Raw genomic sequence first — 20,272 nt, forward strand, 5'->3', positions numbered from 1 at the left:
CGCCGACCTTGGGCAATTTCTTCGCCGAGTGGTGTCAAAAACTTCGCATTACTTGGTAAAGCTATATGCCGTCTTCAAGTCGCTCTCTTTTGATGTCTCACTTGGTTCTGAATCCGTCAAAACGCCATTACAGTGGTGCTGATAGTGATGAATCAAGTCCCAGTGCCGTTGCGTCAGCTTGCCGCCGTCAATAATCGCTTTCAGCTCAGTGGTGCCGTTATATTGATCAATCAGCTGCAGCATCTTCAGCGACGGCGCAACTTGTTTCTTCAGCCAGCGGGTAATGTGCTCGTAACTCAATGGTTCAGGATTGGTTGAGAGCCTCAGCTTGTCGCGATAATTGCCGATGAAAGCATCCCAACGCGGATCTGTCGCCCACTGACTTTTGGCTTTGTGGCTCGGCGTCAAGAAGCGCAGGTAACGGTTGATGATGCCGAACACAACTTTCTCTGGATCATGCTCTGCCAACAGATTCTTAATTGCCGCAGCGGCGCGTTTGCGACGTAATCGGACTTCAAAGCGTGTCCGTATCGGCTGATCTTCAATCGCAATCTCAGGGTGCTTCTGGTGTTGCTCAAAGGCCTTGTCGTAAATACAGAAGTACACCTCACTTTGCGGTGACCCCAGATACAAAGTTCTGCCGGATACCTCCCACTGCTTCGTGCGATTATCTCGGAAGCCGTGAAAACGCGAGGTGAATTCATCGCGGTCACACTTCTCAATCAAGGTCGGCACATCGAGTAAACCATTACGATCATTGATGGCGAGGTCAACCCGCGTGAAGTGACCGTCAAGCGCAATGCACGTCTCCAAGAAGTCATACCAAGTCCGGTTCTGCTGGCGCAAATAAGATTCAACATAGCGGCAGCCTTGGCCCTTCAGCTCAATCATTGTGCCACTGTCTTCACTTGGATCATAACCGTCTGCAGTCACATCTTGATACGGCGACAACAACACATCGATTTCACCGCACTTGAAGGTCGCACTGTAACCATAGCGTGCGCCTTCCTTGAGATTGAAGTGATTGAGGTTAATCTGGAACAGTTCGGTCACCAGTTCTTCATAGTCATGCGACTTGAAGGTAACGCCCAAGTAATCAATACAGACGTCAATGTTGTTCTGCCCGGTCAGCGACCGCAGCGCCAACGTCAACCGCAATCGCGCTTGCTTGTTAATCGGGCTCTTCCCTGTCAGCAACTGGTTCAAATGCGACCGACTGTAATCAGCCGTCGTCGCTAATTGTCCCTGAGTAATCTTATGCGTACGCATCTCATCATGAAACTGGTTTAGCCAGTCGGTATTCGTCATCCCGCCGACTAAGTTCAAATCTTTCAGCATGTTAGCTCCTTTCGAAGCGACCTGACAACAAAGCCACCTATCTGCCTACGCAAAGTGGCTTGCCACCGGCGCTTTCGTCCTACTTACGTGTATTTTGTCTTTAATATTTGCCCCCCTATTAGAGACCGGGGGCTTGTGGCGGCCGGCTAACGCCGACCGCTGCCGCTCGCGCTAGCGGCTTTCGCGCTGCACGCCGCGCACGGCGGCATACGTTGCAAGACCCTTCCGGAAGGTCTGTGAGAACTTTCGCTCTCACCATATACAGACGGTTTGTAGGACGCGATTTGAAACAGAAACGTTTTTTGTTACACATTCTTAACAATGATTAGTCGGTAACAACTCACAAATCAATAAAAGATCTCCCTTACAATCAAGGAAGATCTTTGAAGTTGATTCAATATAAAACTGATTAAATGTGTTTAACGTCATAGCCTACTCTACCCATACTGACGCTCTTTATATACCTCGTACGTAACCATTTGCAGCAATCGAACATAGCCTTGGATACTCTTGGCGGTGATTATTGAATTGTTCGTAATCGAGTTAAATTTTATTGATAGCGTTGACAGCGAATCTCGCACCTTTCGGATTACCCATCCGGTGTCAGATGCCCGTAACGATCTCAATGACAGGATTGAAATACGAATACTTTCGGCTCTAGTATCTTCTTCCTCCCGGCGAAAAAATTCTTCTGATGAAATTGAATAGCTATCACTCCAAATCGCAGGACTGCTGGAGAAATAACCAAATATTGGTGCTCTATTAATGCTATCAAGAATTGCTTGACTCCAGTCCTGGTCTAATTCACGGAAATTTTGAATTCGAAATAAACTATAAATCTGGCGGATTACGATTGGATTAGCATGCCGAAAAATAACTTCGATAAGATTATCTAGTCTCATGCCATTATTTCTCAGCTCTGATCCAGAGCTATCAGACTCGTCTATTTTTGTCACGTATTCCCAAAACTGTTTCAACAAATGCGATTGTGCGCGCCCCGCGACATTCTTTTCCAAAACCTGACGAGAATCTATCTTCCAAGGTGTTTGCTGTAACCAATGATCATCCAAAATTCCACGATTTCGTTTCAACAGAAGATTAAACAGTCGGGATGAAAGAAGCTCAAGTTTAAATTCAGATTTTGAATCAATGATTCTTGGTGTCTGCTTCCGAATGGCATGAAATAAAAAGGACACTCGTCTCTCATCTTCCTGTGCATGGATAAATTCGCTATCCAAGATGGCCATCCAGTAAAAATAGAGTGCCGCTTCTGATTCAGAATCAACACAACGAAAGAACTCTGTAAATGCAAAATTTACAAATTCCTGTTCATTACTTCTCGGCATGCAAAAAACAGTCTCAAGATAACGTGTTGTAATTTGGAGGATTTCCTCACGGTAAGATGGCATGTCAAAGTAGTTTTTCAAAAACACTTCGTAAAAGAGCGCCCCATCAGAAAAGCCTTTAACTTGTTTGTCAGCAGGCAAACTCATGGAAGCTAAGAATCTTTGCCACACTCTAATCCGTTCTCGCGAGTCAGTCTTGTTATCCGTCAGCATTTGTCGCCGAAGACGATACTTTATTCCATTCTGCGATGACTCTGTCCAGTCCATCAGCCATCTTATGGAAATCCATAGTAATCGCGTCATTGTTCCCAATCCGGACAAATAGCATATCAGTAGCAGCAACTTTAGATACGGCACAGACCAAAGTAAGGTTGGAACAGCCATTAGACACACGCTAATAAATACTTGGCGCAAGTTGATCACCTTATTTATCAGTACTGCGCGATCCCAACTATCCGATTGTACCGTCTCAAGTAGTAGAATCACTGTTGGCAATAATACAGCTACAAAAATTCCTGCTACCGTCCCCAGTGATGACGAATCAAAGATAACTCCCAATAGATTGTCTATTTCTCGAAGATCTTTCACACTTCAATCCTCCACTATTTTCATTTGCCCTCCAATCAATCCGCTATCATTATCTTTGACTCTTGATATACATCAAATATTGGCACCACCGAATAACTGTAGCTAACACTTACACCTTTGTCTTCATCTATTTCAAACAAAGAGATTTCCTCAGAGCCATGATTCTGATACTGTCCATCTAGTGATGGCCCATCCGTCTTTATTGCATCAAGCGTATACTCGATTCGTTCAACCTTTTGAATACCTCGCTTCATAGGGAGCATATTCCACTCGCTAAAGATAATATCATCACCATTCTTGTTCTTACCAGTCAGGGCGTTTCCCTGGGCCATGTTTGCCTTAACAATCGTCAAGGCACTTTTTACAGCCTTCTTATTCTCAGGCGCATTATACTTTCTCAGTTGCCGCAAGTATTCTTGGTAAAACACTCGATACATATGCGTAACCAAGAGCTCAGTATTATCCACCAACAATTCGATACCATACAGCGAAGTCAAAGCTATCAATGCATTCTGCTCAAACTCTTTTATATGGCTACTCATCTGGCTTGCCAGTTCCAGTTTCCGTGAGAGAATCTCGGTTAAGAACGCTCCTTCCCCTGCCGCAGGTTCAAGAAATGTGGCTGAGAGTGAATGCAAAGCTGGTTGTATTTCCGGCTGATTTAACATTTCATTTACAATACGATGTGGCGTGAAAACTTCTCCATGAGCTTTTACCCGCTGGCTAGACTTAATTAGTCGTTCGTGCACCATTAGTCCATCTCCTGAGCTCTTTTTTGAATAAAGTCTATTTCATTAGCTTCAAACTGATACTTGTTAAATAATTGTTCGTCGATACTTGACACAGAAACAGACCAATCGATATCGGAGTTATTTGAAAAATCTTGAATTGGGACTTTTGCCCACTTATCAGGATTATTATCCTGGGTGATCTTAAGAACTCCCAGTAAGATTCGAACAAATTTTGTCTTCACATACTTAAGTGCGTTCTTCGCCTCTTCTAAGCTATCAAATGCGCCGATACCAATGAAGGATCGAGTATAACCGACATTTGGGCCTCCAATTAGCGGGCTGCTTAGGGCTTCTCCCAAGAATCCACTCCCATTTGATTTAGGCAACATCACCTTAAATTTGTATAGATTTTCACTATCCTGATCAATGTATTTTCGATCTACGTACTTGTATAACCGTTTATTTGAGATTAAGCCTAAAATGCTCAGATCGGTATCCGTTTTTTTGGAATCATGAAAAATCGGAAGTTTTGAGAAGATATTACTTTCCAAGCGCCGATCTCTCCCGCCGCTACTAATTTCTTGCTTCGAATCAGGATACTCTTTGTACAACACATCCAAATTAAGCTTGTTTTGAGAGTATATAATCTGTCGAATATCGCCAGTGACATCAACGTTTCCACTAACTTTTTTAAGAATCGACTGCAACTCCGGATAAGCAGTGAACGTTTCAATTGCTCCAAAATCCTGAGATTCATCTCGAAGAGTAATCACCACTCCACCTTTGATATCAGTCCTCGGAAAAACAGCGCTACTGTCTTGCTCGTACAAAATCACTTTCAGATGCTTATCACTAAGCATCTTCTCATTCCAATCTTTAGGCGTGGCACCTGCACCAAACAAGAATCTGGCTGGTGTGATAAGAACTGTCTTCGGTGCAAGCTCATATGACATATCCATGAACAAGTGGTAAATCGGCTTGTCACTTGAGCTTGTCCCTCCAGCCTGCTCTTGATATGGAGGGTTCCCAATCACTACATCAAACTTCATATACTTGAACGCCTCCTTAATCTTCTTCACGCCAGCATCGATACTTTGCCGTGCTGTTTCAACAATTTCATCTACATACACAATGTGCGTTTGGTAGTGTTTATAACCGGTTAACGTGCGCTCAGCAATCGTCTTTGCCATTGGCGTTTTAGCTACCGCAAAGACATTCCGATCAAGAATATCGGCCCATAAATCTTCCAAGTCTTGCGCAGAGAACTTACCCGCGGTAACTTCATTCAGCTTCTGAAATTCCTGGTAATACAGTGAAGTCGCCACATACAGTGGGTACAGCCCAGTCTTTGAGTTTATTTCGAGAATATGAGCATCATTACTGAAGATCTGATTAGTGAGATCCGTTGTGCGCCATTCGGCAATCTGTTTGCCATCCTTAGTTGAGTTCTGATAGGCATCATCAAAGAAGGAGTAGCCACCAATCGTCTTACCGAGTTGCATATTAACCACTCGCCACGGCGTGAGCACAGTTTCCTTGTCTGGGTTCTTGAAGGTACTGAAAACATCGGCAATCTGCAAAGTTCGCTCAATCGGGTCCAGCTGATCTAGTTCCTTTACGCGATGGCGAATTATGCGTCCTGCTTCAATGAACACTTCGGGGTCATAGTACTTGGAAATCTGACGGAACTTGTCTTTGGTAATCCCTTGCGGCATGAATTCCGACCAAGATTGAGCATCAACCAAATCCACAAACTTATTGATGTCAACGTTCTGGTCGATATCAATATCCATCCCGTAAATCATCATCGGAATACGAATTGAGATACCACGCAGGACTGAAATCATCGATTTACGTTGTTTCTTGAGCGCATTCTTACGGTCAATATCCGCCTGTTCCTCTTCAGAACGCTCCTTCTTCGGCTTTTTTTCTGCCCGAATAGCCTTTTCGTACTGTTCATCATCTAAGCCCTGATGATTCACGTCAATCGTATCCGGCTTCTTTTCAGCCTTACTCTGGCCGACAATCGCCTTGATATCGTTGAACATTTCCAGGTCAGAATTGGTTAGCTTCAACAGCTCATCATTGTACAGAGAATCGTCATCAAAGCCGGACTGAACCGCTTTTTCAGCATAGACCTTCTTCAATTGCGTCAACAGCGTATCAATTTGATACGCCTGCATACCCTGACCTTCTTCACCGATAATTGGGAGGAAGTTCAGCAGCTCACCGAGTTTTGCCCGCTGATCAGAGGTTTGCAGTTTCCCGACACCGGTACTCATCTGCCGAGACGCTGCCATCACTTTCAAAGCACGGTCCGGTGCAAAGTCAAAAATATAGCAGTTCGTCTTACGACCGAACTCTTCATCTTCATAAGGTGTCTGCGCACGAAAGGCAGCCTGCAAGTACTGCATGGCACTATTGGTATTCGAAAGGAATAGTACCCCTGTCCACGGCTTAATCGTGACACCAGTGGTCATCTTGCGCACAGTCAACGTAATGGTGTGCGTACGGGCCGGGTGATCCGTAATGGCATCATTTACCCGCTTCAAATCCGAATCGGTAGCCGTAACCACGTTGTCGCTTGTATCCTTGTCAACGATATTCACGATTTTATAGAAACCAAACACTGGATGGTTTTCTAGCGCCGTCTTCATCGCCTTGGCCGACTTCACAGACGGCATCAGCCACAGGGTGTGGCGTAAATTATTCCGGAACTCCAAAGTTGAGAACGGATAGTTGGAACGTTCATCACGGCTTGAGATATTATCTAGAAATCTGTTCACCTTATCAGCATAGACAAACTTACCGGTCTCATCGTCAACCTTAAAGAACTCACGGAAGTTGAAGGACTTATCGTCATCAAGAAATTCCGGACTCTTGAACCGATTCTTGATTTCGAAAGTGTACATCGAAACAGACGGTAACCCGACATAAGGATTGCGCTCACCATTAGGATGCTCACTGTCCCAGGAATACTTGGCCTGCTGCTCCATTACATAGTCCCATGTATAGACTTCATCCGCATCATACTGATCGAGTAAGTTGAACGGTGTCCCGGATAGTTCCAGCACCCGCGTATACTTCGGCGTGACAACACCATCGATTACCTGTTGGGCAAGATCTGTCTGTGTTCCTTCATGGGCTTCGTCGATGATGACAAGGTCCCATTGAGTATCTTTCACTAGTTGGTTCTTGTCTGCAACCGTGCCGCCAAAAGCCTTGGAGCCACGAAGATCCTGGATACTTGCGAAGTAGACGTATTTCTCCGCTTCACGTTGTAGTGCCTCCAGAGATAAATCTTGGTCACGTTTAGAACCATACTTGTATCCTGATTCAGGCATGCCGATTTTTTCGAAGTCGTCAAACCAGCCCTCTGCTACCACAGGGCGGTGCGTCATAATCAGGACTTTGGCATAGTTCTCCTTTTTGATCAGTTTCAGTGCAGACAGGGTCTTGCCAAACCGCATCTTCGCGTTCCAAAGCATCTTATACTTGGTCTTGAAGGTATTCGCCGTTTTATCAACTGCATCCTGCTGTTCTGGACGTAGCTCAATCTTACCCGTTGCCTGAACCGGCCCATCAATTGACTCGCGACCATTCTTGACGGCGGCAATCGCCTGCTTCACTTGATCGGCACTAACCTGAAACCACTCTTTTGCCCCTTGCTTCTCAAACGCCGCGTCACGCTTAAAGCCCGACTTTAACAGGACCCGGTGAACATCATGATCATCAAACCAGGTATCCGATACTTTGCGGTGCGCTAGTTCGACCCAATCAAGATTGTATGGTACACCAGAAGTCTTCATGTATTGGCTAATTCGATGATGTGCTTCACTGCGAAGGTAATCGCTGTTCGGTGACCAATCTTTCTCCAGATCCTGGCTGGCTGTGGTTTCGCCTACCTTCTCAAGGCCGGTATAACGTGGCCAGTTACCGTCTGAATTATCCCCTGAAAGTGAGTAGATCATATGACGTTCAGAAGTTGAATATAAACTACGCTGGGCCGGTTCAACAAATGGCTGGACCTCACCTTCATAGTCACAATATGTTTTGGCGAACCAGTACATTAGCTGAATCACCTGTTGCAGTGCTGCGACACCGTCTTGCTTGTTATATTGTTCAAGTGTGTGTGACGCTTCATTGCCCGGCTGCTTGATTGCGTACAGCAAATCTACCAGCTGCTGATTCAACAGATGGTGATACTTCACTGTCTTGAGATTCTGCGCGAACGTCGCATCATTGTCGATGTAGTTCTGATCTAGGACAAATTTGACGACATTCTCTGCAATCTTGCGCGCAGAGGTCAGCTCGGACGCATAGTTTCCCATTGCGTATTCCTGTTCAAGGAAGTCCGCAGCGCGGAAGTAGCCCATACTGTCCTCGTTGCCTTGCAAGAAATCAAAGTTGCTACTCATTAGTTACCCTCCAACTTACTCAAAAAGGTTTTATAGCGCTTTTTTCCAATCACAAACTCAAGTTCTGGTTTTCTCACAAAAAAGGCGCTGGAAATGTCATCCGTATACTGACCGAGAATAATGTCAACTAAGATTTCAATCAGCCACATCAAATCAGATTCAGTTGTTTTTCGTTTTTCTTCATTCAACTCTGGACTAGGGGAAAATAATACTTGTAAAGTTGTTGATATCTCCGTTCTGTCATGATGTACAAGTTCACTTGTTCCATGATAGAGTTGTTTGAGTCTTGCAGAATTTACACTTTCTAAGCTAGCGTGCTCAAACATTTTCGCTGTTGTCAATCCACGCTCAGGCAAGTTGATGATTTGTAAACACGATTCTAGAAACGATCTTTCATTTAGTAAAAGTCCTCGGTAATCTTGGAGCGCAATATACTTTGAACAAGCCAGTAACTCTGAAAATGCATTAGTTACCTCGTGTCTTGCAAAGTTTCTGGATGATAGGATTTTAAAAAACAATATCCTTTTCCCTAAAAACGAGATAAATTCAACATCGTACTGGGTATACGAGAAAGAACAGACATCGCAAAAAAAGTCACGAAAACCTGTGAGCTCGCGTCTCAGCAAACTAACCCCCTCAAATTCGAACATACTTAGCTTGTTTCCAGTATGATTCACTATTTTGAAAGTGACTATCAATTACATCCGAACAAAATAGATACAAATTATTTTTAAGTGTAAACTTTTGTTCGGTGCTCATCACTTCGAAGAAGCGAAGCGTTCGTGCCATAGTTAATGTCCGGGATTTCAACACATAATCTTTGAACTCCAAAGAGAAAATAGAATACAGTGCTGGAACCAAATCAGCATTATGAGGAAAAATCTCCTTAGACAAAAGAATCACAACAATGATTCCAGATATTTTATAATCGGATATTATTTTATTCTTCAGATCATTTCTAATTATTATAATTTTATCGTTCATTATTTTACACCTCTGATGTGGCAATTCGCTCCAACAGTTCGACTGTAATTGCCTCAATATCTTCCTTAGAACGCTGATACCGTGTTGGCAAGGTTCCCCCTGTCTTTCCAACTTGAATGTCACTATAGTAATGCATCACTGCATCGAAAATATCCATGCTATTAACAACCTTTTTAGACTCGAAATTTCGCTTGATTGCTTCATATCTTTTTGGGAGATCTGTTTGAACCATGGTATAAATAATCCCCAAGTTTTTAAGGTTAACCCTTTCTTGTCTCACCAGATTTCCAATTGCGTCCTGTAGAGAATCAATTCCGTTAATCGAATATCTATCAATTCTGTTGGGAATAACATAAAAGTCAGATGCCAATAACGCTCCATCAGTATATGTTGTCAAGGTAGGAGGACAGTCTATAATTATATATTCGTAATCGAGTGATTGCTCATTATCAAGCAAAAAATTACTTAGTCTTTTAACTAGGGTATAATCACTGCTTCTGTTAACAAGAACAAGATTCAAATCGCCTGCTATGATATCCAGATTATCTGTAAGTTTTGTGATCAGACCTTCATTATCAGGGCTCGTATACGACTGTCCTAATTCTACTTGGGGAGTAAACAGGCGATATATGGTTTTACGTTCAGCCTTAACTTTGTCATTGTAAAAGTTATGTTCAGAGTCAAATATTGACTTCTTAGCCTCCGCAAGTGTGATCTTCTGCCCTTGGTTATTCGTTGTATAGCTTTGTATAATCTTAGCGGTTTCATCTTGCTTAAAAAAATCAAACATTGCTTGTGTACCGTTAAATTGCGGATCCATATCAATGAAGAGAGTCTTTTTGCCTAAATCATTACTAAGGTAATCAGCAATTCCAATGCTAAGCGTGGTCTTGCCAACTCCACCCTTCATATTAATGAAGCTAATAACTTTTGGTTTCATTTATATTCCCCCAGAACTAGACACCGTTTCCTTAAATTCTACTCTGTAATCGATCTCTTGTCTGCTCACTATTTAAAAATCCCCGCCAACTCAGCCCTCATTCGGCCCAAACTTGGCGGGGATTCTGGCGGGGAACGTAACAATTTCCCCGCCAATCGTATCCTTTGTATCTTCCGAAAACGCCGTTAAATCAACATTCCGGGTTCAATTTACATATACCTTTTATTCCCATTCAACCATAGCTTGCCCCAGCTTCTCGGTCTTTCAGGATCCCGCTACCATATTGCTCCCACGAAGCCCTGAAAACTTCGCTTTCACAGGAGCCTCCGTTGATTATCGGAACATATGTTCGTATAATGGTAGGCGAGGTGATAGCATGAAACTACCTATCCAGATTGATCATTATACGGTCACGCGCAAAGGCGCAGGGCGTGGTATGGTCAAACTGCAGCATAATGGCGAGACGGTTGGCCTACTGGACACTGCCAAGTTGCTTGACGACCTGCCACGGGTAATCGGCCGCAAGCTCACAATCGATGAACAAGTGGCACTGACACTCGCCGTCCCCGGCATCGCTGCGTAATCAGAATAACACAAAATGGCTCACCCCACCATATTGGTAGAGTGAGCCACTTTGTGTTATTCGACCTTACTTAAAGCTGCCCCAATAGCTAGTCCGCTTGGTGCCGCTGGCGGTACCGGTAGGCAGATAGCCATAGCCGCCGGATCGTGGCTGCCGGATCCAAACGTAACCGTCAAAGTAGCCGTAAGCGTCATACTTAACGACCGAACCTTTTGGTAGCACCGCCAGCAAAGAAGCACTCGTAGATGCCGAGCCGCTGCGGAGTTTGATACCGGGCGAGGTCGTAATCGTAAAGCTACCAGTTTGCGCGTGCCAGTTGCTTGGCGCAGGCGCTGGCTTCGGAGCGGAGGCGGTTCCACCAAGTTGCCGATTGACTTCGGCCTGCACTGCGGCGTATTGGCTGCCCAGGGCCGCCTTGCGTGCATCCCCTGAACCGTACTTGCCCGCGATCACCTCAGCGGCGAGCTGAGTGATGGTCTTACCGCTCGGAGCCGGGGTCGGCGTTGGGGTCGTAGCAGGCTGACCCGCAGCCTGCCGCACCAGGTCAATGTAGTGGCTCATGTTGATTCCGCCGGGGCAATCTGTCGGCACGACAGAGTTATGAGGCACGATATGCGTTGCATCAATCGGGATATCGTATCGATCGCAGAGATCGGCACATAGCTTGGCGGAGTTCTTGAGAGTCTCCTCGGCGACGGGCCAGCCCGGCGCCCCGGCGGAGTTAACGTGCTCCAAGCCAATTGAGCGCTGGTTCATCAGCTTGTTGCCCGCGTGCCAGGCGGAGCGTTCCTCTTCCACGCAGCCGATGATCATGGTTGGGGTGATCTCGTAGTGCGCCGAGGTGTTGGCTGGGCCACCCACTAGCCAGGTGTCGAGTGCTCCTTTGTAGTTGGTGCCGGAGTTGTGGTGGATTACGATACGATCGATTTTGTGACGCGGATACGTCGCGCTATTCGCCGGCGAGCCGTTCATCGGCCGAGTATCCACATACGTGGTCAGTTTTGAAAAAGTCATTTTGCTTCCTCCTTCTGTTTTGGTGCGTCATAGGTCAGTGCCTGCGTGCTGTCTGCAACGCCGGCTGTGGTCGGGTCGACTACGACTCCAAGGATGCTTAGCACGGCAAACGCTGCATTGATGATTCCGGTCAGCTGTGCGCCGAGGCCAGCAAAGTCCCAGTTATACCCAAAAGGCGCAGCCACCGCCTGCGCAAGGATAAGAAAAGCTGGCACTAGGGCCAGCCAAAACGAGCGATTTTTAATTCGTACTTTCCAGTTCAATTTCGTTCCTCCTTTTTCCTACGTGTGAGCCCCACCGTGCTGTACAGTGTGCCAATCTCGACATCATGCTGCCCCAGCCGCACATCGTGCTTATCGAGCCGTTTGTCGATGTTGTGGTGCTCTGTCAGCGAGTTTTTGCTCAGGTCGTCAATCGCCTTGCTGAGCAGACTGAGCTGCTGCGACAGCGGGGCCGCAATCTTGTCGCCGAAACTTTTCAACAGGCGATACAGGCCGGTGTAGATTAGCCCGATCAGTGTGCCGACAGCGACGAGTTCCCCCCAAGACAGCCCGAAAATCCCATGTGGCATTAACTTCACTTCCCTCCTAGTGGTGTAGTCACACTAGGCGGCCACCTTGACCTCATCAAATTGAGCTTGGGTAATCCAGCCCAAGCTCACATACAGCGCCATATCGGCGTCAACGAAAAGCCCCATCTTGTAGTAGTCCAAAACGTAATCCATTATTTTGCCTCCTCTGCTTCTGGCTGTGCTTGGCTCGCAGCAAGCTGCTTGGTTAGTGCGACAACCGCGGTCTGCGCAGTGTCTGCCTTTTGGGTAACAGCTGCAAGTTGCTTGGTCAGCATCGCGTTGATCTGGTCTTGCTGGCTTGGCCCGGCCGGCTCAAAGGTCGGCTCAGGTTCCGGCGTGTAGTCAGCAGCTACCACAAGCTTGCCGGCCAAGATGATTGGCTCCTCATGGGTCACCGCATCTTTGACCGCCTGAAGCACCTTGCCGTCGGCAGAGAGCACCTCTTTGACGGCGGGCTCATCGATCACGGTCTTGGTGCCCGTCTGCTTGTCGGTCAGGGTCACCGCCCCGGCGGCTGCCGGCACCTTGGTAGCGTCGATCTCTTCCTGCGTCATGTCGACGTCGATGTAAGACCAGGCGCCGTCTGTGTCCCCAGCCTTGTGCAGGTCAGGATTAGCCCAGGCGATCAGGGTCACTGCGGATCCATCATCGCCCAGATTGATTTTTACTAGTGTCATGTTTTACCTCCATTTTTATGCGGTTGGGAAGTCGTCGTCAGTCTCCCACGACAGTCCGTCGAACCAGGTAACGCCTTTCGATGGACTCCAAACGACAAGCGCACGGCCGTCCGTGTTGAACTGGACCAGCAACACGCTCATCGGGTTTTCTTGACGCACAATCCCGATCAACTGCGTTCGCTTCGGCCGGAACCCAACCGGAATGTCAAACAGCTTCGCGCCTTGCGCACCAAGCTCACCGCTAATGCCGCCATTGATGTACACACGGCCCCCTACGCGCCAGTAGACCGGCGGCCGGTCATTGGCGGTGCCCGTCACGATCGTAAATGTTTTCGGTTCAGTCCGCTGTGTTGCGGCAGTCACCGCATCACTTAGGCCATTGAAGTTGCCATTGAGCATCTTGATCGTCTCATTTCCGGCCATACCGATCTCTGCTTTAATCATATCCGTCATGCTAGTTTCCTCCTTGCGCTGCGCGCCGGAGGCCTGACTAGATGGCAGTCAGATTCAGGCCAGCGGATCGCCGCACGTGTTATTTTTTAGGCTATAAAGCCCGGTATTTAGGCATTCCGCCCCCCCCCCCGAAAATTTCGGAGGTCAAACTAATCTGTGATTTTTGCACTGTTATTTCCTCCTATTCCGGGGTGTCGTCATCTGTTGTGTAGCTTGTCTCAATCCAGTACCAGCCATCGGCTGCCACGGCGCCTGTCGAGTACAGCTTTGACCCGCCAGCATCAATCCGTGCCATCACAGTCTTGCCGCCCTCTGCGGCATTGAGTGTCACCTGGACCTGCCCAATCGGCGTGTAGCCGCCTGGGATAGCCATGATTTGCTGGTTGTTTGCGAGCGCCGCGATCAAGTGGAAAAGCCCACTCATTCGCACACCTGCCGCCTTACGGGTCAGGGTTATGCCACCGCCGCCCTCGGTAAGTGAGCTGCCGGTGAGCGTGTAGGTGCTTTCGTGGGTACGGTCAGCGGTGTTGCTGTCGACCGCGACCTTGACCTTATCGAAGTTGGCCCCGATTGCGGTGCCGCCTTTGGCCATACCTTGCTCGATTTTTGTTAGTGCTAGTTCTACCATCTAAATCATCCTTTCAAGCTACGCGTCTGCTACGAAGCGCAGTGTCTTGTAGCCAGCGGTCAGCGTCCAGCTGCCGTCGGCCATTGCTTTCAGTGTGCCGTCAGCTACCACGTCCTTGTATACGACGGGCAGCGCCACTTTTGCCGTGTTGGCATCAGACCAGCTAATCGCGATGTACGGCACGTCCTGCGGCTCACTACCACCCAGTCCATAAGGACCCGTGCCCAAGCCATCAGGTTCTGTGCCCAGTGCATACTCGTAGTACGACACGCTAATCGGCACCTGGCGGCCGAGATTGACCGGAATGGTTGCCGTGGTACTCGTGTTTGCGACATATGGCGCAATCGCGGCCTCCAGTGATTCAAACCGCGCGTCAAGCGTGGCAAAGTCGCCATACAGATCGCTGTTGCGAGCGGTGATCACCTCCGCTGCGCCGTCGCCGGTGTCAGCCTCAGTCAACTCCTTGATTAGATCGCGATAGGTCGTCTCCTGCGTGGTCATGCGCTTCTCTACATCATCCTGTCTCGTCTTAATCGTAGCCTTAAAGGTGGCGATGTCGGTAGCCAGCTTTCGCGTCGTCTCGATGACCTTGCTGAGGATGTAGCCGCACAGCAGGATCCACTGTGCGATCGATGCGCGCATGTCCTTCAACCATGTCTTGCTCGCCAGTTGTTGGGCGTTGGCCTCCGCCGCCTTGGTGAGCCCGTCTTCGTCCGGCGTCACCGTCAGTGGCGGCGTGGGTGTGGGGTCCTCAAAGTCAACGGTGACCGAGATGTTCTGTTTCTCTTTGGTCCAGTCTAAATCGTTATTGTCTGCCATTTTCTCACCTCTATTCCGTTACAACGACACGCGCAGCCGGGCTGTAAGGGCTGTCGTAGCCGTCCAGCGTTGCCTTGACGCGCACGTAGTAGGTGCCCGCCATTGACGGGTAGAACTTGCCGGTTTTGCCGCTGATGGTGTCGCCAGGCGTCCAGTCGTTCTGGTCCATCGAGATCTCCGGCGTGTAGGTGTCGGCTGGAACTGCACCGGCCACGATGGTGTACTCGATTTGGAGCACGCCGGCCTCAGCCGACAAGACGACAGTCGGCTGGGCCCGCAGCGCCTTGAGCGCCTTCTCGGACTCGGCAAGCGTACCCGCTTGGCCGGTTAGATCTGTCACCTTGTTGTTCAGGCTCGAAATCTGACTGGCAGTCGATGCAAGCCGCGCCTCCGCCGTCTTGGCAGCCAAAGTGATCTGACGCGTATACTGCTCATGTGTCAGCATTACGTCGCCGGCGGCCATGGTCGACTGCGAGGGGTCACACAGGTCAAGGTCCTGCGTCACGATGCGACGATTAGCGTCATAGCTTACCAGCGGGTTGACGATACGGTTGTAATTGCCGCATACAAAGTCATCGACCGCGCCATTCACCATGGATAAATCGGCCGCCGTAATCTGTACCTGATCCTTGACGGGCTTTTGCATCGCAAGCATCGCTTTCCCTTTGGATAACAGGTTAGTTGCGTCAGTCACGTCATCCCATTGCTGCGCAACAGTTATGATGCCGAACTCAGCGATCAATGCTTCATCGCGCAGAAAAGGCGACCCACTGTTCACACTCTCGATGGTAAGACGCGGCGTTGAGGTTTCAGTGCTGCTATTGCCATCGTCATCCGTGGTCGTGCGATCGGCGGCCTTTCCTAATGGTTTGAGCACCGTGAAGATAGCTGTGGGGTCAAGCTTTTGGGTGAGCGACAGCATATTTGATGCAAGCCGGATGACTTGGTTAGATTGCTCAGCGATTTCCGTCATGTAATCCAGATACAAGCCGTCCTCTTCGTGCCTAATGCGAATCTCCCCGCCCAACCGACTAACCAGCTTGTCTTGTATCGTGTCATACGTATCGGTGCCGTCATCGGTATAGCGATACACGTTGTCTGTGGTGTTGGTGACGTTCACCACGCCCAACTGGACCTGCTTCCAGCTTTCTACTTGCGCATTGTGTGCGCTAATCAGCGCGGCCAAAAAATCCCGTGGGCTGATGTCGTGATACTCGGCAAATGGCTGGATGCTGTCATGCAACACATCCTCCAGTCCCATAGCCACTACCACGTTGGTAAGCGTGCCATCCGTAGCCATGTCGCCTGGCTGATACGTCCACACTCGGCCCTCGAAGAGCTGTCGGTGTTTATCTGGTCGCACCACACGCAAAAAGGTCTGCAATGGCTGCACTGTCCCATATAACGGGTTGGTTGGATCTGCGCTGACGGTCAGCGTGTCATAGGTATCGACTGCTTTCCCCAAAGTCGCAGCCATCAGTCTTGGCCCGTCACCGACTTCTGAATGGATTACTTGTTCCGAACCATCCCAGCCCTGGCGCATAAGGATTCGATACATTAAAGCACCTCCTTGTACCAGGTAAACGAAATAGTCCCTGTACCGCCCACAGTCACAAAGTTAACACCGGCTTGCAGTGTCAGTGGATAAGCCTGATTGATCGGAACAGTAGTCCCTTCGACAAGCTCAATATCTGTGCCATTAATGTTTATCGTCACCGTGCCCGTCGTGGTAATGCTTGGCTGCGCAAGTTCGGAACTTGCGTTGATTAGCATCAGGGTCGATGGACCCGCCACTGTGAACTGTGTGTCCTGTGCCACGTCAAGGTCAGCGTTGAGATCATTCCAGCGTTGATTACCCTCGGCCTCTTTCGCCACTCGATATGGATTGCACGTCCATTCAACAGTCAGACGACCGTGTGCTCGCATTTCAGCCCAGTCGAGGGCAGTCACAGGCTCACCCAGGTAGTAATACGCGGGGGCCACATCATCGTATAGCGGCGTGCGTCCCATGCTACTCTCAAGCCAGTTTGCAACTAGGGTTAACTTGTCAGACAGTCCCTGTTTGGTCATAGTCTTAAAATCCCGAATGAGGAACTCAACTTTCAAGGCCCGATCACCGAAAACGGTATGGCCATAAAGGTTACTCAAGTCAATAGGTTTATTGCTATACGGCGGCCGCAACAGCACCGGCGTCCTCTCAGGGAAGCCGACCGTTTTAGCCGTCACAGTCAGGCCGAAGTCGCGGTAGGAGTGCAACCCATTGTATGTGATGCCATACTTAATACCTTGCATTTGCCGTCCCTCCCCGGTCCGAAATTTGTTGGCGCATGCGCTGTGCCGCGCTAGCAAATGGTGCCAGCGCCGGCGCAACGCTTGAGCCGTTGATGACTGGCGACTTGTCGGCAATAGTCTGGAGTAGCTCCAGGGCCTTTGCCGACGTGCCACCGTTGTTTGTGTTGTTGGTGTAGTTGTTGATGGTCTGGGCGCTCGGCACATGGCCATAGGTAGCTCCAGCCAATCTTTCAGCTCCCCCAAATGCAGAAATGTTGGGAATGCTCAAAGAAGCCGCAGATGCAATTTCCCCGGCCATTCCAGACACATTCTTCTTCACATCGGCAAAACGGCTAACTAACGTGGAATTAAATCCACCCATGATAGCGCGGCCTGCTGGTATCAGCAGCTTGGCATCATAACTAATTGGGCCCTTATGCTTCTTGATCCAATCACCAATACTGCCAACGAATTTCTTGCCGGCCTCCCAGACCGCTTTCAAGCCGCCTACGAAACCGTTCATGATTGCCTCACCAGCGCCACGCAAGCTGATGTGACCAAGACCTTCAAAAATACTCTTGATAGCCCCAACCACCCCTGAGATTGTGGTTTTCGCAACGCGTACCGCACCAACGATGCCATCCCAGGCACCCTTCAAGGTCGCCTTCAAGCCCGAACCAGCAGAACCGAGAGAACTAAATACCCCCTTAATGATACTGACAATCGCCGAGATCCCATCGCCAGCTGTCTGGACTGCGGAACGAATACCATTCCAAGCATTGGAGAAAACTGACTTAAGTCCCTTCGCTACTCCACCCAAACCACCAAACATTCCGGCCAGCTTACCGACCCATTCGGCGACCGTGGTCAGTACCGGTGCAACCTGTTGGAAGGCCTCCACCAGTAACCCAATCAGCGGTTGCAAGAATTTGAGTGCGCCAGCCACAAAGTTAAAGGCAGTCGAGATGCCCGACAGAACACTAGAGAATACCCCACCTAGATATGCGCCTAAAATTTGAAAGGCCGGTACAAGAATGGATGCCAACATAGATACAATTGGCTGGGCCGCATTCCAGAGATTGCCAAAGGCCTTAACCACACCATTGATTGCCGGTCCAGCCACGCTCATAAAGGTGGCAAAGCCAGCTTGAAGTGCCGGCAGAATGTTCTCCCCCAGTGCCGCAATACCCGAGAAATTGAGGCTCTTAAGCGTCGCGCCGATTGTCTTACCAACCGACTCCAGCGGTGCCAAGAAACTAGTGAAATCAAAAGTCGCAAAAGAGGCAAAGAGCGGCTGAAGAGCATTGTTGAGATTCCCGAGGGCTTCCCCAATACCGGACCCTACTGGTTTAAAGGCTGCCAAAATACCACTAGCCGCCGCCTTGGCCTGCGGTACCAAATTCTGGATTGCCATTCTGGCACCGCTGGTGTCCAATGTGCCAAACGCCTTTCCAACACCACTGACTGTGCCCAAGATGCCATCGATAATACCCCCGAAATCAATCTTGCCGATTACATCGGTCAACTTGGAGACGGCTGAAATACCGACCTGTGACATCCGATCGAAGGCAGGCTGAAGACTATTGGTCAATGTCTCCTTCAAACCATCTACCGCCTGGTCAACCGTCTTGTACTGTGTCGCCATCTTCGTAAAGTTTGCGTTGGTCCCCGTCTTGGCCACAGCGTCAAAGAACGCCTGGGTCGAGACGTTGCCAGCCTGTATGTCTTTGATCAGTTGACCAGTAGACTTGTGCATCGACTTAGCCACCGCCGCCATACCGGCTGGCGACTGTTCCAACATCAGCTTGAAGTCTTCCCATGCCACCTTTGGCTTAGCTGCCATTTGAGTGGCCTGCTGACTCAAGGTCTTCATGGCTTGTGTTGGATCCTCTGAGGCCGCTGCAAGTCCACCAAACCCCTTCACCAGCTGATCGGTATTCTTAGTCCCTACCGCAGCAAGCTGCGCGTACGTTGATGCCATGTCGGAAGCTGAATATATGGTCTCCTGAGCATACTCTTGCAGTTCTTTCTTGGTAGCCTTGATTTGCGCATCAGGCATGTTGAGGTTCTTCATATTGCCATCGAACGTCTGCCAGGCCTTTGAGGCCTCATTGAGGTCACCAAGCAGGCCGCCAAGAGACTGCTTAAGCAGCCCAAGTCCAGAGGTGATTGCGTTGCTAATCAGGCTGGCGCCCAAGAAGCTCTTGAGCATAGATCCAGTCTTTTGACCAGTTTCGCCGATACCGCCAAGCGCCTTTTCCACCTTTGTGGCGGCATCAATTGCATCTCCACCGTCTGCCTGGATAAGAATCTTTACCGATCCATCACCGCCCATAGCTATCACCTTCTTCGTCAGGCGCATCGGGCAGTGCCAGTTTCCGCTTCTGTTCCCGTAGTTCGGCCTTCTGGTCTCTGTCCTTCACCTTGCTAAGATCAACACTGCGAATTGCCCGTATCCGGTTGAACCGCGTCTCATCGGGAAGCCCATTGAACAATGAGATAAACTCAAACCAGTGAAGCTTGCCTCTTTCCGCAAGCAGGTCTATACCGTACGTCTGGCGAAAGGCTGCATAGATATATCCAGCATCAAACGAAAAGCTAAAGTCCGGGACCTCTTTACTGTGTCGCTCAATCACGTCACCATTAAGGTCGTAGTGCATGACCTTCGCAGTAGCGCCATCCAGCACTTCCTGTACACGGTAAAACGCCTCCGACCATTCATTCACGGGTGGCAGTTTGTCCCGAATCAGTAACTGCAAAAATACTTCGAGTTTGTCTGCATCTAGCATTTGGCTGTCTTCTAAGGCATCCATTGCAATCAAAACGCGATCAAAGGTCATGTCCAGCTGGTAGTTCTTCTCCCCGATGGTCACCGTCTCAGGCGGCTGCTCGTAAAGTTTGAACATCAGCC

General features: G+C 48.9%; 20 protein-coding genes. 1 reads left to right on the plus strand and 19 read right to left on the minus strand.

The features are described from left to right. Positions 1 to 48: 48 nt before the first annotated feature. The 7 genes from EKM88_RS04675 to EKM88_RS04700 form a co-directional block, all read right to left on the minus strand. A complete protein-coding gene (locus EKM88_RS04675) occupies positions 49 to 1,338 on the minus strand; it encodes a replication initiation factor domain-containing protein (protein ID WP_125703664.1) in 1,290 nt (429 codons plus the stop codon). A 437-nt stretch (positions 1,339 to 1,775) separates the two neighbouring features. Then, complete coding sequence (locus tag EKM88_RS04680; RefSeq protein ID WP_125703666.1) at positions 1,776 to 3,272, minus strand: hypothetical protein; 1,497 nt, start codon at positions 3,270 to 3,272, stop codon at positions 1,776 to 1,778. Between the two features lie 35 nt (positions 3,273 to 3,307). Next, entirely contained in the window at positions 3,308 to 4,024 is a 717-nt protein-coding gene (locus EKM88_RS04685; RefSeq protein ID WP_125584423.1) for a DNA methyltransferase, read from the minus strand. After that, complete coding sequence (locus tag EKM88_RS04690) at positions 4,024 to 8,421, minus strand: Eco57I restriction-modification methylase domain-containing protein (protein WP_125703668.1); 4,398 nt, start codon at positions 8,419 to 8,421, stop codon at positions 4,024 to 4,026. Before EKM88_RS04690 ends, EKM88_RS04685 begins: the two co-directional genes overlap by 1 nt. Continuing rightward, positions 8,421 to 8,777, minus strand: coding sequence for a hypothetical protein (locus tag EKM88_RS13245; RefSeq protein WP_164511997.1), 357 nt, complete (start codon positions 8,775 to 8,777; stop codon positions 8,421 to 8,423). Before EKM88_RS13245 ends, EKM88_RS04690 begins: the two co-directional genes overlap by 1 nt. Positions 8,778 to 9,057: 280 nt before the next feature. Beyond that, the gene (locus EKM88_RS13250; protein ID WP_164511998.1) at positions 9,058 to 9,405 is read right to left on the minus strand and encodes a hypothetical protein; all 348 of its coding nucleotides are present in this window, start codon (positions 9,403 to 9,405) and stop codon (positions 9,058 to 9,060) included. 4 nt (positions 9,406 to 9,409) lie between these two features. Continuing rightward, on the minus strand, positions 9,410 to 10,345 hold the full coding sequence (locus EKM88_RS04700; RefSeq protein ID WP_125570227.1) for a ParA family protein: 936 nt from the start codon (positions 10,343 to 10,345) through the stop codon (positions 9,410 to 9,412). 376 nt (positions 10,346 to 10,721) lie between these two features. On the opposite strand from EKM88_RS04700, the gene EKM88_RS04705 reads away from it, so the two are divergent. Next, positions 10,722 to 10,928: a hypothetical protein gene (locus tag EKM88_RS04705; RefSeq protein ID WP_125703672.1), complete on the plus strand. Its 207-nt coding sequence runs from the start codon at positions 10,722 to 10,724 to the stop codon at positions 10,926 to 10,928. 66 nt (positions 10,929 to 10,994) lie between these two features. On the opposite strand, the gene EKM88_RS04710 is transcribed toward EKM88_RS04705, so the two are convergent. The 12 genes from EKM88_RS04710 to EKM88_RS04765 form a co-directional block, all read right to left on the minus strand. Beyond that, complete coding sequence (locus tag EKM88_RS04710) at positions 10,995 to 11,942, minus strand: N-acetylmuramoyl-L-alanine amidase (protein WP_125703673.1); 948 nt, start codon at positions 11,940 to 11,942, stop codon at positions 10,995 to 10,997. Then, a complete protein-coding gene (locus tag EKM88_RS04715) occupies positions 11,939 to 12,205 on the minus strand; it encodes a phage holin (protein WP_125703675.1) in 267 nt (88 codons plus the stop codon). Before EKM88_RS04715 ends, EKM88_RS04710 begins: the two co-directional genes overlap by 4 nt. Further along, entirely contained in the window at positions 12,202 to 12,513 is a 312-nt protein-coding gene (locus EKM88_RS04720) for a hypothetical protein (RefSeq protein WP_125703677.1), read from the minus strand. Before EKM88_RS04720 ends, EKM88_RS04715 begins: the two co-directional genes overlap by 4 nt. Positions 12,514 to 12,546: 33 nt before the next feature. After that, positions 12,547 to 12,666 (minus strand): XkdX family protein, encoded by a 120-nt coding sequence (locus tag EKM88_RS04725; RefSeq protein ID WP_125703679.1) that lies wholly within the window; start codon positions 12,664 to 12,666, stop codon positions 12,547 to 12,549. Beyond that, the gene (locus EKM88_RS04730) at positions 12,666 to 13,190 is read right to left on the minus strand and encodes a hypothetical protein (RefSeq protein WP_125703681.1); all 525 of its coding nucleotides are present in this window, start codon (positions 13,188 to 13,190) and stop codon (positions 12,666 to 12,668) included. Before EKM88_RS04730 ends, EKM88_RS04725 begins: the two co-directional genes overlap by 1 nt. 15 nt (positions 13,191 to 13,205) lie before the next feature. Further along, positions 13,206 to 13,643 carry a hypothetical protein gene (locus tag EKM88_RS04735; protein WP_125703683.1) on the minus strand — a complete coding sequence of 146 codons (438 nt, stop codon included), beginning with the start codon at positions 13,641 to 13,643 and terminating at the stop codon, positions 13,206 to 13,208. Between the two features lie 181 nt (positions 13,644 to 13,824). After that, a complete protein-coding gene (locus tag EKM88_RS04740; RefSeq protein ID WP_125703685.1) occupies positions 13,825 to 14,271 on the minus strand; it encodes a hypothetical protein in 447 nt (148 codons plus the stop codon). An 18-nt stretch (positions 14,272 to 14,289) separates the two neighbouring features. After that, positions 14,290 to 15,090, minus strand: a complete 801-nt coding sequence (locus tag EKM88_RS04745) for a hypothetical protein (protein WP_125703687.1) — start codon at positions 15,088 to 15,090, stop codon at positions 14,290 to 14,292. A gap of 10 nt (positions 15,091 to 15,100) precedes the next feature. Then, positions 15,101 to 16,648, minus strand: a complete 1,548-nt coding sequence (locus tag EKM88_RS04750) for a phage tail spike protein (RefSeq protein ID WP_125703689.1) — start codon at positions 16,646 to 16,648, stop codon at positions 15,101 to 15,103. Continuing rightward, positions 16,648 to 17,382 carry a phage tail protein gene (locus tag EKM88_RS04755; protein WP_125703691.1) on the minus strand — a complete coding sequence of 245 codons (735 nt, stop codon included), beginning with the start codon at positions 17,380 to 17,382 and terminating at the stop codon, positions 16,648 to 16,650. Before EKM88_RS04755 ends, EKM88_RS04750 begins: the two co-directional genes overlap by 1 nt. Further along, positions 17,369 to 19,696 (minus strand): phage tail protein, encoded by a 2,328-nt coding sequence (locus tag EKM88_RS04760; RefSeq protein ID WP_225418435.1) that lies wholly within the window; start codon positions 19,694 to 19,696, stop codon positions 17,369 to 17,371. Before EKM88_RS04760 ends, EKM88_RS04755 begins: the two co-directional genes overlap by 14 nt. Further along, entirely contained in the window at positions 19,686 to 20,267 is a 582-nt protein-coding gene (locus EKM88_RS04765) for a Gp15 family bacteriophage protein (RefSeq protein WP_125703695.1), read from the minus strand. Before EKM88_RS04765 ends, EKM88_RS04760 begins: the two co-directional genes overlap by 11 nt. Between the last annotated feature and the right edge of the window lie 5 nt (positions 20,268 to 20,272).

It is taken from the genome of Lacticaseibacillus daqingensis, assembly GCF_003946115.1.
Classification (GTDB): domain Bacteria; phylum Bacillota; class Bacilli; order Lactobacillales; family Lactobacillaceae; genus Lacticaseibacillus; species Lacticaseibacillus daqingensis.

Excerpts from the sequence above, each read along its gene's own strand:
- EKM88_RS04675 (WP_125703664.1), bottom strand. The coding sequence starts at position 1,338 with ATGCTGAAAGATTTGAACTTAGTCGGCGGGATGACGAATACCGACTGG.
- EKM88_RS04685 (WP_125584423.1), bottom strand. The coding sequence starts at position 4,024 with ATGGTGCACGAACGACTAATTAAGTCTAGCCAGCGGGTAAAAGCTCAT.
- EKM88_RS04690 (WP_125703668.1), bottom strand. The coding sequence starts at position 8,421 with ATGAGTAGCAACTTTGATTTCTTGCAAGGCAACGAGGACAGTATGGGC.
- EKM88_RS13250 (WP_164511998.1), bottom strand. The coding sequence starts at position 9,405 with ATGAACGATAAAATTATAATAATTAGAAATGATCTGAAGAATAAAATA.
- EKM88_RS04700 (WP_125570227.1), bottom strand. The coding sequence starts at position 10,345 with ATGAAACCAAAAGTTATTAGCTTCATTAATATGAAGGGTGGAGTTGGC.
- EKM88_RS04705 (WP_125703672.1), top strand. The coding sequence starts at position 10,722 with ATGAAACTACCTATCCAGATTGATCATTATACGGTCACGCGCAAAGGC.
- EKM88_RS04710 (WP_125703673.1), bottom strand. The coding sequence starts at position 11,942 with ATGACTTTTTCAAAACTGACCACGTATGTGGATACTCGGCCGATGAAC.
- EKM88_RS04720 (WP_125703677.1), bottom strand. The coding sequence starts at position 12,513 with ATGCCACATGGGATTTTCGGGCTGTCTTGGGGGGAACTCGTCGCTGTC.
- EKM88_RS04725 (WP_125703679.1), bottom strand. The coding sequence starts at position 12,666 with ATGGATTACGTTTTGGACTACTACAAGATGGGGCTTTTCGTTGACGCC.
- EKM88_RS04730 (WP_125703681.1), bottom strand. The coding sequence starts at position 13,190 with ATGACACTAGTAAAAATCAATCTGGGCGATGATGGATCCGCAGTGACC.
- EKM88_RS04735 (WP_125703683.1), bottom strand. The coding sequence starts at position 13,643 with ATGACGGATATGATTAAAGCAGAGATCGGTATGGCCGGAAATGAGACG.
- EKM88_RS04740 (WP_125703685.1), bottom strand. The coding sequence starts at position 14,271 with ATGGTAGAACTAGCACTAACAAAAATCGAGCAAGGTATGGCCAAAGGC.
- EKM88_RS04745 (WP_125703687.1), bottom strand. The coding sequence starts at position 15,090 with ATGGCAGACAATAACGATTTAGACTGGACCAAAGAGAAACAGAACATC.
- EKM88_RS04750 (WP_125703689.1), bottom strand. The coding sequence starts at position 16,648 with ATGTATCGAATCCTTATGCGCCAGGGCTGGGATGGTTCGGAACAAGTA.
- EKM88_RS04755 (WP_125703691.1), bottom strand. The coding sequence starts at position 17,382 with ATGCAAGGTATTAAGTATGGCATCACATACAATGGGTTGCACTCCTAC.
- EKM88_RS04760 (WP_225418435.1), bottom strand. The coding sequence starts at position 19,696 with ATGGGCGGTGATGGATCGGTAAAGATTCTTATCCAGGCAGACGGTGGA.
- EKM88_RS04765 (WP_125703695.1), bottom strand. The coding sequence starts at position 20,267 with ATGTTCAAACTTTACGAGCAGCCGCCTGAGACGGTGACCATCGGGGAG.